Annotated in this window: 15 protein-coding genes; 5 read left to right on the forward strand and 10 right to left on the reverse strand. The window is 68.9% G+C overall.

What is annotated here, in order from left to right:
* Positions 1-185 precede the first annotated feature (185 nt).
* Positions 186-1,487: a UDP-N-acetylglucosamine 1-carboxyvinyltransferase gene (locus ACM6JT_RS09645; RefSeq protein ID WP_034179537.1), complete on the forward strand. Its 1,302-nt coding sequence runs from the start codon at positions 186-188 to the stop codon at positions 1,485-1,487.
* Positions 1,488-1,615: 128 nt separating this feature from the next.
* Here ACM6JT_RS09645 and ACM6JT_RS09650 read toward each other — a convergent pair whose 3' ends face one another.
* The 3 genes from ACM6JT_RS09650 to ACM6JT_RS09660 form a co-directional block, all read right to left on the reverse strand.
* A complete protein-coding gene (locus ACM6JT_RS09650) occupies positions 1,616-2,227 on the reverse strand; it encodes a hypothetical protein (RefSeq protein WP_243566480.1) in 612 nt (203 codons plus the stop codon).
* Positions 2,228-2,392: 165 nt separating this feature from the next.
* Positions 2,393-2,806 (reverse strand): PIN domain-containing protein, encoded by a 414-nt coding sequence (locus ACM6JT_RS09655; protein ID WP_034179539.1) that lies wholly within the window; start codon positions 2,804-2,806, stop codon positions 2,393-2,395.
* Entirely contained in the window at positions 2,793-3,026 is a 234-nt protein-coding gene (locus ACM6JT_RS09660; RefSeq protein ID WP_034179540.1) for an AbrB/MazE/SpoVT family DNA-binding domain-containing protein, read from the reverse strand. The genes ACM6JT_RS09655 and ACM6JT_RS09660 overlap by 14 nt, the downstream gene beginning before the upstream one ends.
* 161 nt (positions 3,027-3,187) lie before the next feature.
* Between ACM6JT_RS09660 and ACM6JT_RS09665 the strand changes: the two genes are divergently transcribed.
* On the forward strand, positions 3,188-3,958 hold the full coding sequence (locus ACM6JT_RS09665; RefSeq protein ID WP_072436791.1) for an IclR family transcriptional regulator domain-containing protein: 771 nt from the start codon (positions 3,188-3,190) through the stop codon (positions 3,956-3,958).
* A gap of 96 nt (positions 3,959-4,054) precedes the next feature.
* Here the strand turns inward: ACM6JT_RS09665 and ACM6JT_RS09670 are convergent, their stop codons facing one another.
* The 5 genes from ACM6JT_RS09670 to ACM6JT_RS09690 all read right to left on the reverse strand — a co-directional run bounded on the left by ACM6JT_RS09670 (position 4,055) and on the right by ACM6JT_RS09690 (position 10,140).
* The gene (locus ACM6JT_RS09670; RefSeq protein WP_414856363.1) at positions 4,055-6,355 is read right to left on the reverse strand and encodes an ATP-dependent DNA helicase; all 2,301 of its coding nucleotides are present in this window, start codon (positions 6,353-6,355) and stop codon (positions 4,055-4,057) included.
* Positions 6,352-8,046 carry a VRR-NUC domain-containing protein gene (locus ACM6JT_RS09675; protein WP_414856364.1) on the reverse strand — a complete coding sequence of 565 codons (1,695 nt, stop codon included), beginning with the start codon at positions 8,044-8,046 and terminating at the stop codon, positions 6,352-6,354. The genes ACM6JT_RS09670 and ACM6JT_RS09675 overlap by 4 nt, the downstream gene beginning before the upstream one ends.
* A 91-nt stretch (positions 8,047-8,137) precedes the next feature.
* The gene (locus ACM6JT_RS09680; RefSeq protein WP_034179543.1) at positions 8,138-9,016 is read right to left on the reverse strand and encodes a MipA/OmpV family protein; all 879 of its coding nucleotides are present in this window, start codon (positions 9,014-9,016) and stop codon (positions 8,138-8,140) included.
* 209 nt (positions 9,017-9,225) lie between these two features.
* Positions 9,226-9,537: a hypothetical protein gene (locus tag ACM6JT_RS09685; RefSeq protein ID WP_034179544.1), complete on the reverse strand. Its 312-nt coding sequence runs from the start codon at positions 9,535-9,537 to the stop codon at positions 9,226-9,228.
* Positions 9,538-9,840: 303 nt separating this feature from the next.
* Positions 9,841-10,140, reverse strand: coding sequence for a hypothetical protein (locus tag ACM6JT_RS09690; RefSeq protein ID WP_414856365.1), 300 nt, complete (start codon positions 10,138-10,140; stop codon positions 9,841-9,843).
* 142 nt (positions 10,141-10,282) lie between these two features.
* Between ACM6JT_RS09690 and ACM6JT_RS09695 the strand changes: the two genes are divergently transcribed.
* The 3 genes from ACM6JT_RS09695 (at position 10,283) to ACM6JT_RS09705 (ending at position 11,928) form a co-directional block, all read left to right on the forward strand.
* On the forward strand, positions 10,283-10,534 hold the full coding sequence (locus ACM6JT_RS09695) for a hypothetical protein (protein WP_034179546.1): 252 nt from the start codon (positions 10,283-10,285) through the stop codon (positions 10,532-10,534).
* Between the two features lie 338 nt (positions 10,535-10,872).
* A complete protein-coding gene (locus tag ACM6JT_RS09700; RefSeq protein WP_034179547.1) occupies positions 10,873-11,304 on the forward strand; it encodes a CBS domain-containing protein in 432 nt (143 codons plus the stop codon).
* Positions 11,305-11,421: 117 nt separating this feature from the next.
* Entirely contained in the window at positions 11,422-11,928 is a 507-nt protein-coding gene (locus ACM6JT_RS09705) for a PRC-barrel domain-containing protein (RefSeq protein WP_034179548.1), read from the forward strand.
* Positions 11,929-11,950: 22 nt separating this feature from the next.
* Here ACM6JT_RS09705 and ACM6JT_RS09710 read toward each other — a convergent pair whose 3' ends face one another.
* Together ACM6JT_RS09710 and ACM6JT_RS09715 are read right to left on the reverse strand one after the other, a co-directional pair.
* A complete protein-coding gene (locus ACM6JT_RS09710) occupies positions 11,951-12,571 on the reverse strand; it encodes a DUF4142 domain-containing protein (RefSeq protein WP_414856366.1) in 621 nt (206 codons plus the stop codon).
* Between the two features lie 129 nt (positions 12,572-12,700).
* Positions 12,701-14,692 (reverse strand): ATP-binding protein, encoded by a 1,992-nt coding sequence (locus tag ACM6JT_RS09715; RefSeq protein ID WP_414856367.1) that lies wholly within the window; start codon positions 14,690-14,692, stop codon positions 12,701-12,703.
* Positions 14,693-15,001: the final 309 nt, after the last annotated feature.

A 15,001-nucleotide genomic window follows, 5' to 3' on the forward strand; every position in this document is an offset into this window, starting at 1 on the left:
GCCCGACCAGCGGCCGGCCATTTCTCCGCGTCGGCCGCCAGCCGAACGGCGGCACGTCTCCGCCCAACGTCAAACACCGTCAATCACGCGCGCCGATCCCCCTTTTCCCTTCCGAACATTCCACGCCGCCCACCGACCAATGGCATCATATGGGCCTACGTCAGTTACCGATACGCCCCCATATCATGTCGAATCTCATCGTCCACGGCGGCACTCCGCTGCGCGGGGACATCAAGCCGTCCGCGAACAAGAACGCCGTCCTGCCGATCCTGTGCGCCACCCTGTTGACCGATCAGCCGCTGCGCCTGGTCGGCGTGCCGGACATCACCGACGTGCGCAAGATCCTCGACATCTTCCGCACGCTCGGCAGCGACGTGTCGGTCGACTTCACGACGGGCCTGCTCGAACTCCACCATCGCAACACGAAGTTCGATCCCGCCGTCCACCGGCTGCCCGAGGCGATGCGCTCGTCGATCATGCTGATTCCGCCGCTGCTCGCGCGTTTCGGCGTCGCGCGCCTCGAGAACGACGTGAAAGGCTGCACGCTCGGCGTGCGCGAGATCGATCCGCACGTCGAGGTGTTCGAGCGCTTCGGCGCGCACATCGAGCGCACGCCCGATTCGCTGATCGTCCGCACCGACGGCCCGCTGACGGCCAACGATCACTGGTTCGACTATGCGTCGGTGACGACCACCGAGAACTTCGCGCTGTGCGCGACGGCCGCGAACGGCACGTCGACGCTGATGAACGCGGCGTCCGAGCCGCACGTGCAGGAGTTCTGCCAGTTCCTCGCGATGATCGGCGTCACGATCGAAGGCATCGGCACGTCGCGACTCTGCGTGACGGGCGGCGGCAAGCTCGGCGGCGGCGAATTCCGCTTCGCCGAGGATTTCCACGAGATCGCGACGTTCCTCGCGCTCGGCGCGATCACGGGCGGCGACATCACCGTGCGCAACTCGTCGCCCGAGCATTTCCCGCTGATCGACCGCACGTTCGCGAAGTTCGGCGTCAACGTCACGCACCGCGACGGCTGGTCGCGCGCGGAACGCGACGGCCCGCTGCGCGTGCGCCGGCCGTTCACGCAGAACATCCTGACCAAGGTCGAAGCCGCGCCGTGGCCGTACCTGCCGGTCGACCTGCTGCCGATCTTCATCGCGCTCGGCGTGCGCGCGGAAGGCAGCGCGATGTTCTGGAACAAGGTCTACGACGGTGCGCTCGGCTGGTCCGGCGAACTGTCGAAGTTCGGCGCGCACGTGCTGCTGTCGGATCCGCATCGGCTGATCACGTTCGGCGGGCTGCAACTGACGCCGGCGCGCGTCGAGAGCCCGTACATCATCCGCGTCGCGATCGCGCTGCTGATGGTGGCCGCGAGCATCGAAGGCCGCTCGGAAATCATGAACGCGCTGCCGATCCGCCGCGCGCATCCGCATTTCGTCGAGAACCTGCGCTCGGTCGGCGCGAACGTCGAGTGGACGAGCAGCGAATAATGCCGCTCCGGCGGGTGCGGCTCGCGTGAAATCGGCGCCGCATCCGTCTCCCCTCCTTCCCCGGCCGGCGTCGGCAGACTGCCCGGCAAGCGGCGCGCATTGAAGGATCGCCGCTTCGCTTCCAGGCGTTACTCTCCCTCCCCGCACTCGACGTCGCCCGCTCCCATGTGGTCGAAGCCGTAAAGCATCACGGCGGTCGTCCCGTGCGCGGGATCGCTCGGCCGCCTGCCGAGGCTGTCGTCGGTCGGGCTCGACGGATACTGGATGCTCGTGTCCATCAGGTTGTCCGGCTGCTTGCGCAGTTCCACTTCGGTCAGCTTGCGCCCTTCCGCGCGCGGCAATCCGAACGCCTTGCGCACGTCCGCCTCGTTCCACGTTCCCTTCAGCGTGACGGTGACCATCTGCAGGTCGCCATGCTCCCAGTCGAGCTCGACTTTCGTCGCGAGCGGATGCACGCGGGCCGCGAGCCGGTCGGGGAATGCGGGGCCTTCGTAATACGCGGTCGTGTTCTTGCATGCGTCGCCGGTGTTCCGGTACTTCTTCAGCGCGCAATTGAAGCGCTTGTCGCGGTAGGCGAAGGTCGTTTCGACGTAGCAGCCGAATTTCGGCGACGTCATGCGCGGCCATGCACGCACGTCGACGGTTGGACGAGTCAGCCCGGTGTCGCTTGCAGGACTGGCGCCGGCGAGCGCCGGCACAGCCGCAGCGAGCAAGGCCACCGCGAATTCACGAAATTTCATGTTGGGTTCCAAAAACGATGACCGCGTCTTCGATTTTCTGGAGCTGTGGTGCGTCAACGACGCGGCACTGTGCTACGAGCACAAGCAAATCGACGCGCATCGCCCGGCCTGATCGCAGCGCTCCATCAATGGGCATGTCGGCAGCGCGCCCGAAATTCCCGACGTTCAGGCGAACGGATTTCGCAGCACCGGTCCACCATCCACACGCAGGCCGTCGTGCATGTCCTCGGTGTACAGATACTCACAGCCCTCGAGCGACGCGGCGGCGACGATGCACGCGTCATAGAAGGACAAGCCATGCCGCTCCGCGAGCCTTCGCGCCAGGTCGTGCGTATCGATCGTGACCGGTACGACATGGCACAAGCTCCTGATCGGTTCCAGAAACTGCGCCACGTCGCTCCACGACATCCGCAATTTTCGGCTGCAGACGCTGGCGACTTCGTTCAGTACCTGGACACTGACGGTAGGCCGCCGAAGGAACAGCGCCTCCGCCCGATTCGCCTTGGTTTCGTCCCCGGACAGCAGATAAAGCACGACATTGCTGTCGACGAATGATTTCGCCGACTCAATCCCGCTCATTCGCATCGTCCCGGCTGAACTTGAAATCGGCGGGCAGCTTGCCCCTGAAACGCCGCAACCGTTGCAGCAGTTCATCGGCCCTCGGCTTGCGGCTGACGGCAAACACGCGCGGGCTATCGACCACGATCTCGATGTCGTCCCCTTCGCGGAGCTCCAGGGCTTCGACCACAGTGGCGGGAAGGCGGACGGCCAGGCTATTGCCCCACTTTGCGACCTGCATACGTACCTCCTTGGATATACATTGACGATTGTATATCTTCCGTATCTTGCCTGCAAAGACGGCGCACAACGCATGCATATTGGAAGCTGCCGCCAGTCGAATCGCGCGATAATCGCCCACTCCCGCGCGATCACCGCGCATGACGGCACCGCTTCCCGACGATGAAAAAGCCCGAACTCGACCGACGCGACTGGATTGCCGGCCTCGAAAAAGGCCTGATGATCCTGGAAGCATTCGACAGCCAGCACGCGCGCATGACGCCCACGCAGGCCGCCGCGCGCACCGGCCTCACGCGCACGGCCGCGCGGCGCTACCTGCTGACGCTCGAATCGCTCGGCTACGTCTACACCGACGGCAAGCTGTACGGCCTGACGCCGCGCGTGCTGCGGGTCGGCTGGTCGTACTTCGACTCGGCGCGGCTGCCGCGCACGGTCCAGCCGTATCTGCAGCAACTGAGCGCGTCGTTGAACGAATCGGCTTACGTGAGCGTGCTCGACGGCTGGGAACTCGTGTTCATCGCGCGCAACGGCGTGTCGCGCGTGATGACGACCGGCTTCGTGCTCGGCGCGCGCGTGCCGGCGCCGCTGACGTCGCCGGGCGTCGTGCTGCTCGCGCACCATCCGGATCGCGAGGCCGTGCGCGCGTGGCTCGACGACACCGAACTGCCGCCGTTCACGCCGCACACGATCACCAACAAGGCGCGCCTGCTCGAACAGGTCGACCACGCGCGCGACGCAGGTTTTGCGGCGATCGAGCAGCAATTGCAGGTCGGCGTGCGCGGGATCGCGGTGCCGCTGAAGAATCGTCACGGCGAAGTCGTCGCCGCGCTGAGCACGAACATGCCGATCGGCACGGAGACGACCGACGCCGCCGTGCGGCGCGTGCTGCCGCACCTGCAGGAAGCCGCGCTGGCGATGCTGAACGTGCTGTAGCGCCCGCCGGGCCCAGGGTACGCCTGCTGCACCGCTACGCAACGGATAGTGCTCCCGCGCCGCAACCGGCAGTCTGCCGGCCGGGCATCTTCCCCTTCACCCGATCCGCCACCACCGCGGCAGCAGATCGCGCACTTCCCGCCGCCGATAACGATCGTCGATCAGATGCACGACGCCTTCGTCGTGTTCGGTGCGGATCACGCGCCCGGCCGCCTGCACGACCTTCTGCAAGCCCGGATACAGGTACATGTAGTCGTAGCCGTTGCCGAAGCGCGCGTCCATCGCGCGCCGCATCTGCTCGTTGACATCGTTGACCTGCGGCAACCCGAGCGTCGCGATGAACGCACCGATCAGCCGTTCGCCGACCAGGTCCACGCCTTCCGAGAACGCACCGCCCAGCACCGCGAAGCCGACGCCGCGCCCGCCCGCATCGAAGCGCGCGAGAAACGCATCGCGCTCGCTTTCGGCCATGCCGGGCGCCTGCGCCCACACCGGCACGTCCGGATGGCGCGTCTGCATCAGCGCGACCACGCGCCCCAGGTAGTCGAAGCTGCTCAGGAAGCCGAGGTAGTTGCCGGGCCTCGCCGCGTATTGCGCGGCGATCAGGTCGGCGATCGGTTCGAGCGAACGGTCGCGGTCGCGCCAGCGCGTCGATACATGGCTCGCGACGCGCACCGTCAGTTGCTCGGCGCGGAACGGCCCGTCGACGTCGAGCCAGCCCGTATCGCCGGGCAGTCCGAGCGTGTCGCGGTAGAAATGGAACGGGCTCAGCGTGCCCGAGAACAGCACGGTCGCGCGCGCGGCTTCGTAGCGCGGCGCGAGAAATCCGGCCGGGATCACGTTGCGCACGCACAGCGTCGACTGGACGCGGCGTCGGCGGCCGGCCGACGCGACGCCGTCGAGCGCCGGCTGGCGCGGCATCGGCTCGCCGTGCAGCGTCGCGTCGAAGATCGACGCGCTGTCGAAGGCTTCGGCGAGCACGCCGAACTGGATCGCGTCGAAATGAAAGCGCAGCAGCGCGTCGCCGTTCGCGCGCGGCGCGTCGGTCAGGTGTTCGCCGATCGCCGCGACGAGGTTCTGCACGGCCGATACGATCGGGCCCGGAATGTCCGGATACGCCGCATAGCGTTCGGCCTGCGCGCGATTGACCGTGCCCCATGCGCGGGCGAGCCGGTCGAACGCCTTGCGCAGCGCCGCGGGCGCGGCTTCGCGCGCGGCCGCGAACGCGAACGGATCGAGCGACGCGCTGTACATCTTGCGCGCGCGGTCGAGCAGGTTGTGCGCTTCGTCGACGAGCACGCCGACGCGCCACTGGTTCTGCTGCGCGAGCGTGTGCAGCATCGCGCTGCCGTCGTAGTAGTAGTTGTAGTCGCCGATCATCATGTCCGACCAGCGCGCGAGCTCCTGCGCGAGGTAGTACGGGCAGACGTCGTGCGCGAGCGCGGCCGCGCGCACGGTATCGCGATCCAGCAGCCCGGCGCCGATCGCCGCGTCGCGCGCGGCCGGCAGCCGATCGTAGAAGCCTTGCGCGAGCGGGCACGATTCACCATGACACGCCTTGTCCGGATGCTCGCACGCCTTGTCGCGCGCGACGAGCTCCAGCACGCGCAGCGGCAGCGCCGGCGTGCCGGCGCCGAGCGTCGTCGCCGCTTCGAGCGCGAGCGCGCGTCCGGGCGTTTTCGCGGTGAGGAAGAACACATGGTCGAGCTCGCCCTCGCCGCACGCCTTCAGCAGCGGGAACACGGTACCGAGCGTCTTACCGATGCCGGTCGGCGCCTGCGCCATCAGGCAGCGCTCGTCGCGAGCCGCGCGATAGACGGCGACCGCCAGCTCGCGCTGGCCGCTGCGGAACTGCCCATGCGGAAACGCGAGCGCGCGCAGCGCCGCATCGCGCGCCGCGCGATGGGCCGTCTCGCGCTCGGCCCAGCCGACGAAGCATGCGCACTGCTCGGCAAAGAACGCTGCGAGCGTGGTCGCGTCCAGCGTTTCCGTCAGCACGGTCTCGCGCTCGGACACGATGTCGAAATACACGAGCGCGACGTCGATTTCCTCAAGGCCGCGCGCGTCGCAGATCAGGTGCGCATAGACCTTCGCCTGCGCCCAGTGCAGCGCGCGGTGGTTCGCCGGCATCGCGTCGAGGCTGCCGCGATAGGTCTTGATTTCCTCGATGCGGTTCGCCACGGGATCGTAGCCGTCCGCGCGGCCGCGCACGGTGAGCGTGCCCCACGTGCCCGTCAGCGCGATCTCGGTTTCGTAGCGCGCGCCGCGGTTCGACGTGACCGCGCCGTGGCCGGCGATGCCTTCGAGCGCGGTCGGCGCGGGCGTGAAGCGCAGGTCGAGATCGCCGCGCCGCGCGGTGAATTCGCACATTGCCCGCACCGCGACGACGTAGCTCACGCGGACAGCCTCGCCGCTTCGGCTTGCGCGCCGCCCGCGCCGCCCCACTCGACATCGACGACGCGCACCGGCATGCCGTGCGCGACGCAGTATGCGAGCCAGCGCGTCTGGTTGTCCTGCAGCCGGTCTCCCGGGCCCTTCACCTCGATCAGCTCGTAGCGGCGCTCGCCGGGCCAGAAGCGGACGAGATCGGGCAGCCCCGAGCGGTTGCTGCGGATATCCGCGAGCAGGCGCGCGAACCACAGCCGCAGGTGCTCGGGCGGCAGGCACGCGAGCGCCTCGTCGAGCAGTTCGTCCGTCAGCACGCCCCAGAACACGAACGGCGACTGCAGCCCCGCCTTCGTCGAGTAATGCCGGCGGATCGTGTCGCGATACGCGCCCGAATCGAGCTGCGCGAAACAGGCAGCGAACGCGTCCGCGCGGCGCGCGGCGAAATCGGGCGCGTGCAGGTCGGCCGGGCCGCGCTGGAACGGGTGGAAGAATGCGCCGGGCACGGCGGCGAACACGGGCTCCCAGCACAGCAGCCCGAACAGCGAATTGATCAGCGTGTTTTCGACGTAATGGACCGTCGACGCCGGCTGCGCGAGATGGTCGCGCACCGCGAATTCGACACTGACGAACGCGTCGGGGCGCGCCAGCACGAGCGTCTCGCGCGGCACGTCCGGCGCGGCGGCCGCACGTTCGACGCGCTGGCCGACGCGGCGCTGCAGGCGCGGCAGCATGCGCTCGACGCGCTGGCGCTCCTCGTCGCTCTCGAAACCGCCGCGCGCATCGAGCGCCAGCGCGAGCGCGTCGTCGTCGCGCCCGCAGCGCTCGAGCACGCGGATGCGCCGATGGCGGCTGCCGGGCCATGCGCTGCGCGTGTAAGCGTCGAGCGCGGCGGCCCAGTCGGTGCGGCGCTCGCAAGTCTGCCCGAGCGCGAACAGCAGCTTCGCTCGACGCGTCGCGAGCCACGGCTGCGCACAGCCCACCGCGTCGATCGCGCGCAGCAGGTCGTCGAACGGCAGATCGTCGGGCCATGCGTCGAGCGCGTCGCGACACATCTGCAGCGCGAGATACGCGTCGACGTCGTCGCGCTGCTGGAACGCGCGCGACGACGGTGCGATCGGCACGCTTTCGTACTGGAACACGCCGAGATCGGCGAGCACGAATTCGCTCCAGTCCTGATGCAGATTGCCGAAGAACATCAGGCGCAGCCGGTCGCACAGCGCACCGACCGTCACGCGCAGCACGCGATCATCGGCCTGCGCGCACCACGCGTCGAGCGACTGCGCGGCGTCGTGCGCGGGCCGCAGCCGTTCGAGCCATTCGGGCTTGCGCTCGCCCGCATGCGCGGCGAGCGACGGGAAGATGCGCAGCAGGTCGGCCTTGGTCGACAGCGCGAACAGCTCGTCGAGCGTCAGCGCGGGCGCCGGATCGACCCAGCCGAGTTCGACGAGCGGCGCGGCCGCATCGAGCGTGCAGCCGATTTCGTCGTACGCGAGCTTGCTTGCGCGGAAGTCGGACCCGCTGCGCATCAGCATCCGCACGAGCAGCGCGCGCGACGCCTGCGGCAGCGACGCGAAATCGCGAACGAACGCCTGCTCCTGGTGGTCGAGCAGGTCGTCGTAACGCTCGCCGAGCCAGGCCAGCGCGCGTTCGAAATTGGTCAGGTAGTAAAACGCCGGGGGCGTCGGCGAAGCAGGCGTCACGGGAATCGATCACTGTACGTTTGTACAGGTCGGAATCATATCAAATGTGACGGGAATTGCCGCACGCCACCGCCCGGCCAGGACGCAGGGATCAGAACTGGTAATTCACCGACATGTCGAACACGCCGTTGGTCGACTGCTGCGTGATCGGGCTGCGCGCCGCGCGGCCGACGAGCTGCTCGATCGCGCCGTCCATCGTCACGAACCAGTGCTTGTTCACGAACCAGACCATCGTCACGCCCAGGCCAGCCGACTTGATCCCCGCGCCCGACGAATAAGCCGGCAGCCCCGAGCGCGCGGCGGCGCCCTGGCTCACGCCGAACCAGCTGTTCATGTAGCGCGAGTCGGCGAACGAGACGGTCGGCCCCGCGAACCAGAAGAAGTTTTCGTTGCTGCCCGGCATCGGCATGTACGCGGAGAAATCGCCGGTCCAGCCGTTCGAGCCGCCGATGCTGCGGCGGACATCCGCGCGCAGCACGAGCGGGAATTCCTTCGAGATCACGTAATCGGCCGACAGCTTCATCACCGGCGCCGCGTTGATGTTGTCGAGGCCGTTCAGGTGGCCGAGATCGTCGGCCGAGCGGCGCCCGAGGTCATAACCGACCGACAGGCTCACGCGCCAGTTCGGCCCGCGCAGCACGTTCGCGCCCAGGCCCTCGCCCGTCGACAGGAAGAACAGGTCGCGATAGCGGATGTCGAGATTCGGGCCACCCATCACGCGGTAGCGGTCGGAGCCCGCATAGCGCGGCTGCAGCGTCATCGCGGCGCCGACGCTGACCTGCCAGGTGGAGACGGTCGGATCGAACAGTTTCTCGAGCGGCACGCCTGCCGAGTATTGCCACTCGCCGAGCGGCGAAGGTGTCTGGGCCGACGCGTCGCGGGCGCCGGCCGCGGCGAGCGCCGCGCATGCCGACAAGCCGGATACGAACCGGCGTGCGCCGGGTGACAGTAACGGGCGGGCAACAGTCATCAAGGCGGTCTCCGTCGGTTGCGCGAAACGAACCTTGGGGAAAGCGCATCGCAGCCTCTTCGGCTGCAGCGGCTGGCAGGGCAGCCGGCGGCGCGAACGTAGCGTGCGCTGAATTAACGGACATCCTACGCGACGCGCGCGCAGACGCAAAGCGCCCGCTGCACGCGGGCACTTTGCCTTCCGGAATGGATGGGGGAAGCGTTGCCGGATCAGAAACGCTCGACGTGATAGTCGCCGGCCAGCGCGGCCGGGCTGCGCGTCGACATCATCCTCGAGAAGCCGTCCGCGAGCCGCCCGAGCGCGAGCTGTTTCTGGCTGGCATCCCAGTGCGTATAGGTATCGTATGCAGCATCGTCGAACGATACGGTGACGGCGACCGGGCGGCCGCTGGCGCGAAAGCCGATATGCAGCACGCCGCCGGGCAACTCCTCGATGTGATAACGCAACGAGCGCGATTCGAAATAGCGGCCCAGCACCTGAGCGATCGCGCGCTTGTCTGGCGATTGCACGTGAATGTCCATGATGGTCCTCCTTTCAGTGGTCGTGCGGCCGGTTGCGGCGCACCGTGCCCGCCCGGCATCCGCATCGGCGGCGGGTGCGACGGCGGATCGCCGTGCGGCAGCCCGTCGGGCACGGGCGGATCGACGGGATCGTCGCGCCCGGGCTGCGTCGGATCGGGGTCGACGTCGGGTGTCGGTTCGGGGCGATGCAGCGTGAATGGCGTCTTCATGTCACTCCTGCGCGACGGCGCGCATCTCGATGGCGCTGCGGCCGTGCGCAAGCGGCGTGCCCGTTGCCCGATCCGGACGGACGCTGCCGTGCGGTCAGTCGTCGTAGGCCGCCATCACCAGCCACATCGTGCGCCCTTCCGCGATCAGCCGCGCCGCGAGCGCGAACGGATCGGACGGCGAGCATTGCGCGACGAGCGCCCGCTGCGCGCGTTCGGGACCGTCGTAGACGATGTCGTTCAGCTCGCGCACCTCGTCCTTGCCGTCGAACATGCGCCGTTCGGGCCGATAGACCAGCGATTCGCGCTTCCACGCGGCGAACCGCTCGCGTACGTGGCGGAAATCGCCGCCGCATACGTTCGCGTCGTAACGTATCCTTTCCTTGGTTGCATTCATCACGATGTCCTCTCGTCCACGCCGACGGCGCGCGGGTCATGCCCGTCGCACGGCCGGCTTCCGCCGGCGTGCAAGCGTCGTGCCGCCGATGCCGCGCGGGCACGGCGCTTGCGCCTGCATCAACGAACAAGGAGGTTCGACCATGAACGTTCACGCCCCCGGCCGCCGCGACGCCGTGTCACCGGCTGCCGGCCTGCTCAGGCTCGCCACGTCCCGCCCGCCGTCGGAAGACAAGAAGACGGAGGAGCGCATCGACGAAGGGCTCGAGGAGACGTTCCCGGCCAGCGATCCGCCCGCCGTCGGCGGTGCGACGCGTATCGACCCCGCCAAGCCGTCCGGCAAGCACGAACGTCGTGCGCCGCACGTCCCTTCCCCGCCCCGCGATCACGGCTGACGGCGGCACCCGGCTCGCGATGCGCTGCGGCGCATCGGCGGGCCGGCGAAATCCGGAGCGATCTGATGAAGATCCTTGAACGCCGATGGCATGAAATCAGCGGCGCCGCCGGCGTCGCGACGCTGGCGGCGATCGAAAGCGCCGTGGTGCTCGCGATCGTCGCGATGACCGGCATCGGCCACTGACATCGCTTGCCGCCCGTTCGCGACTGCCGCCGTGGAAGATGTACAAGCGGGCTGGCAAATTTCTCCGTCGTCCGGCCGACCAGGGCCGGCGGGCGCGGAACGCGCGCGGCACGGTATCTGCTCCCGAATCGATTCGCTCACGAAGGAGGCTTCATGTATCGCGTCAACGAGATCATGTCGCGCGACGTGGTATGCGTCGCGCCGACCGATACGATTCGCCATGCGGCCGAACTGATGCAGCGCTTCGATATCGGCGTACTGCCCGTTTGCGACGGCACCGAACTCGTCGCGATCGTGACCGACCGCGACCTCGCGGTGCGGGCGCTGTCGCACGGCCATTCGTCCGATACGCCCGTGCTGGCGGTCGCATCCGCACCCGTGCAGTGGTGCGTCGAGGACGACGGCGTCGGCGACGTCCAGCAGCGGATGGCCGACGTGCAGTTGCATCGGCTGCCGGTGCTCGACCGCAGCCTGCGGCTCGTCGGCATCGTGTCGCTCGGCGACATCGCGACGCGCGCGGGCGGCCCTGAGCGCGACGAGCTCGCCAATACGCTCGAGGACGTGTCGCTGCCGCGTCGGCGCTGACACACACGCTCCCTCGTTCCGCACGACGGCCCGCTGCCCGGGTGCGACGCGCACACGCACGCACACGCACGCGTTTCGCGCGTGCGCCGCGTTGCCGTTTCGACCAGGAGGTTTTCGATGACAACGGACAAACCGTCGCGCGACGCCGCGCGCATTGTCGGCGCCGGCCGCCGCACGCACGCGGGCGGGCCGGGGCCCGACGTGATGGCTGCCCGCACGCTCGAAGGCGATCGCGTGCTGACGGTGGACGGCGACGACATCGGCAAGATCACCGACATCATGCTCGACGTGCGTTCCGGCCGGATCGCATATGCCGTCGTCGCGTCGCGCGGCGGGAGCGGAAGCGGCGACAAGCTGCTCGCGGTGCCGTGGAACGCGCTGATACTCGACGTCGAGCGCAAATGCTTCGTGCTGCCGGTTGCTGCCGAACAGGTGCGCGAAGCACCCGGCTTCGACAGGAACCGCTGGCCGGCCATGGCCGATCCGGCCTGGGCCGAGGCGCTGCACGCGTACTACGGCAGTGCGCCGTACTGGCTGATCGAGGAAGGCGAAACGGCGCTCGACTCGCCGCCGTACGAGGCGTCGCCGGGCGGCCCCGAAGACGAGGGCCGGCGCAAGCGTTGAAATCGGCCGGCTGCCACGCGATTCAGTGTGCGGCCGCCACCGTCTGCGCGAGCTTCCGCGCGGCGGCCAGATGCGCGTTCAGCGTCGGCAGCGCACGGGCCGCGAATGCGCGAAGCTGCGGGTCGCGGCCGTTGCGCGCCTCGGCTTCGTAGAGCCGGATCGCCGCCTCGTGCGTGCGCGGGCCCGCCAGCGCGACATAGGCCGTGTCGAACGCGTGGCCATCCTTGGTTCGCAATGCCGTCACCGCCGGATCGACAAGCATCCGCGTCTGGACCGGTACGCCCTTTTGCGCGCCAAGCTGCCGCAATTCGCCGGCGATGCGCGTGAGATCGTCGAGCATCCGGCGCGCGAATGCCTTCACGTCCGGGTTCGACGAGCGGTCGAGCGCGAGCTGGCTGGCCTGTCGTTCGACCTTGCAGAGCATCGCGGCCTTGTCGACGAATTCGGCATCGATGCCGGTCGGCCGCTGCGTCATGGCGGCCTCGTCGGCGGTCGGGCCGGGGCTGACGACACCCGGCGCGACCTGCACCGACGAAGCAGGCGGCGCCTGCGCGTGCGAGAGCGCGAACGCCAGTGCGCCGGCGGCGGCCAGTGCGCCTACCGCCGTCCGGCGTTCGTCCCGGTTCATCCGATTCGTTTTCATCCGGGGACCTCCGTATGCGAGACGGAGCGGGCCGGCCGCGCGGTTTTCCGTCACACGGGACGCTCGGCCGACATAAGGAAACCGGTCCATGCGCCGTTGCTCCACTCCACGCGCCCGCTGTGTCCGCTGCTACCGGTCGCGCACTTTCCCGTCGTGCGAATCGTCCGGCGCGACGTCGACGATCACGCCCGCCAGCGTCGACATGTCGACCGGTTTGCACAGATACGCGTCGAAGCCGGCGGCCAGCACGCGGTGGCGGTCGGCGTTGCCGGCGTGCGCGGTGACCGCGACGACCGGCAAGTGTCCGCCGCCGCCCGGCAAATGCCGGATGTGATCGAGCAGCCAGAAGCCGTCGCCGTCGGGCATCGCGAGATCCGACAACACGACGCTCGGCGGATGCCGTTCCACCGCGTCGAGCGCATCGTGCCCCGACTGCGCGGTCGATACCTGCGCGCCCATCGTTTCGAGTGCCGCGGCGAGGCTGGCGCGCGACGTCGCGTCGTCGTCGACGACGAGCACGCGCCGGCCGCCGAGCGCGGCCGCGGCCGGCTGGCCCGTCGTGCGCACCGGTTGTGCGACCGGATCGTCTGCGTCCCAGCCGGCCGGCAGCGTGACCGTCACGGTCGTCCCTTGTCCGGTGCCCGCACTCGTTGCGACGACGCCGCCGCCGTGCAGTTGCGCGATGTCGCGCACGATCGACAGGCCGAGCCCGAGGCCGCGTTTCGGCGAAGCGGACACGCCTTCTGGCCGGTTGAACGTCTCGAACAGGTGCGGCAGGTATTCCGCCGCAATGCCTTGCCCGGTATCGGCGACCGACAGCCGCACGAACTCGCCCGCTCGCGTCAGCGATACGGTGATGTGGCCGCCCGGCGGCGTGAACTTGATCGCGTTCGACAGCAGGTTCGACAGGATCTGGCGCACGCGCTCGCCGTCCGCCTGAATCACGCAGGTCGGCATCGTGTACTCGGTCGACAGCACGAGCCCGTTCGCCCGTGCCGTCGCGTCCAGTTCGCGCGTGGCGTCGCGCACGACCCGCACGAGATCGACCGGCACGTGTTCGAGGCGCAGCCGGCCCGTCGCGAGCGACGATGCGTCGAGCAGATCGCCGACCATGTGCGACAGCGATCGCGCGCTGCGATCGATCGCGTCGATCGCCTGTTGCGCGAAGCCCTGCCCGTCGACGCTGCGCAGCACCTCGACCCAGCCGTAGATCACGTTCACCGGCGTGCGCAGCTCGTGCGACACCGTAGCCAGCAGTTCGTCCTTCAGCCGGTTCGCCGAGTCGGCCTGCGCACGCGCGTCGCGCGCGCCGCGCAGCGAACGCAGGTCGCGCCGCTCGTCGCGGCGGCGTTCGCGCGCTTCGCGCAGCGTCATCGACAGGCCCGTGCAGTTGCCCTGCGCATCGACGATCGGCGACGCGGCAAAGGTCGCACGAAAGCGGCCGCCGTCGCGGCGCACGCACAGCACGTCGAGCGGCCCGACAGGCGCATGCAGGTTCGCGAACGATGCGGGCAACGGATGCCGCTGCAACCAGCGCGGCGCGATCATCGAAGCGATGTCGCGCCCGCTCGCCTGCGCCGCGTCGATCCCGAAGATTCGCCACGCGGCCGGATTCCAGCTCGTGATCCGCCGCGCGGCATCGACCCCGACGATCGCATCGGGCGACGCGTCGACCACATGGCGCAGTTGGCTGTCGTCAGGCGCGCGCGCGGCGGGTGCCGGCTCGCGGCGCGGCGAACGCACGTCGCCGTCGCCGCTGCCGTCGTCATCGATTTCGCGCAGACGATCGTTCGCGAGCAATGGCTTCACGGCCATCACGAGCACGCACTCGACGAAGCCGATCGCGACGAACGTGCCCGCCTGCGCGAGCAACGTGGCCAGCGGCATATCGCGCCACCACAGCGTGCCGATCACGGCCACGCTCGTCATGGTCGCGGCCAGGCCGCCGCCGAATGACGTCAGCCACGCGGCAGCCGCAACGGCCGCATAGAAAGGCAGCGGCGCAAATGGCGCGTGCTCGCCGACGACGCGAATCGCCCACGCCTGCAGCGCGGACGCCAGCCCGACGGCCAGCACGATCCATGCACCCTGCCGTAACAGCTCACGGTTCAGGGTCCTCATTGCATCCTTGCATCGCGCCGGCCCCCGTCGCGCGGCATCGTGCCGCTTGTCGGCCATCCGGCATTGTCGTCGAGCGTGCCGAGCGAGCATGGTGGTATCAGCAAGCAACATGCCCGATGCGGGCCTGGGGCGGTGTCCGGACCGAGGATGGTCGGACCGGCGTCATGCCGGCCGTCTGTTCGGCCGCAGCCGGTCCGGCACCGGTCGAAGTCGCGGTCCGCCCGGGAGGAATGCAATCGCAACCGGCTTTTTCATCGGGTTTCTGTAAAAAGGCGCCGGTGGATCGTTCCACGGGTTCGCGGAAAGACC

Origin of the sequence: Burkholderia sp. IT-111MI5, from assembly GCF_949752865.1 — a bacterium.
In the GTDB taxonomy this organism is placed as follows: Bacteria; Pseudomonadota; Gammaproteobacteria; order Burkholderiales; family Burkholderiaceae; genus Burkholderia; species Burkholderia pyrrocinia_C.

What these genes read in the sequence shown, in the direction of transcription:
- ACM6JT_RS09655 (WP_034179539.1), bottom strand. Translation starts at nt 2,806, where the DNA reads ATGAGCGGGATTGAGTCGGCGAAATCATTCGTCGACAGCAATGTCGTG.
- ACM6JT_RS09710 (WP_414856366.1), bottom strand. Translation starts at nt 12,571, where the DNA reads ATGAAAACGAATCGGATGAACCGGGACGAACGCCGGACGGCGGTAGGC.
- ACM6JT_RS09705 (WP_034179548.1), top strand. Translation starts at nt 11,422, where the DNA reads ATGACAACGGACAAACCGTCGCGCGACGCCGCGCGCATTGTCGGCGCC.
- ACM6JT_RS09690 (WP_414856365.1), bottom strand. Translation starts at nt 10,140, where the DNA reads ATGAATGCAACCAAGGAAAGGATACGTTACGACGCGAACGTATGCGGC.
- ACM6JT_RS09695 (WP_034179546.1), top strand. Translation starts at nt 10,283, where the DNA reads ATGAACGTTCACGCCCCCGGCCGCCGCGACGCCGTGTCACCGGCTGCC.
- ACM6JT_RS09660 (WP_034179540.1), bottom strand. Translation starts at nt 3,026, where the DNA reads ATGCAGGTCGCAAAGTGGGGCAATAGCCTGGCCGTCCGCCTTCCCGCC.
- ACM6JT_RS09645 (WP_034179537.1), top strand. Translation starts at nt 186, where the DNA reads ATGTCGAATCTCATCGTCCACGGCGGCACTCCGCTGCGCGGGGACATC.
- ACM6JT_RS09680 (WP_034179543.1), bottom strand. Translation starts at nt 9,016, where the DNA reads ATGACTGTTGCCCGCCCGTTACTGTCACCCGGCGCACGCCGGTTCGTA.
- ACM6JT_RS09715 (WP_414856367.1), bottom strand. Translation starts at nt 14,692, where the DNA reads ATGAGGACCCTGAACCGTGAGCTGTTACGGCAGGGTGCATGGATCGTG.
- ACM6JT_RS09700 (WP_034179547.1), top strand. Translation starts at nt 10,873, where the DNA reads ATGTATCGCGTCAACGAGATCATGTCGCGCGACGTGGTATGCGTCGCG.
- ACM6JT_RS09685 (WP_034179544.1), bottom strand. Translation starts at nt 9,537, where the DNA reads ATGGACATTCACGTGCAATCGCCAGACAAGCGCGCGATCGCTCAGGTG.
- ACM6JT_RS09650 (WP_243566480.1), bottom strand. Translation starts at nt 2,227, where the DNA reads ATGAAATTTCGTGAATTCGCGGTGGCCTTGCTCGCTGCGGCTGTGCCG.
- ACM6JT_RS09665 (WP_072436791.1), top strand. Translation starts at nt 3,188, where the DNA reads ATGAAAAAGCCCGAACTCGACCGACGCGACTGGATTGCCGGCCTCGAA.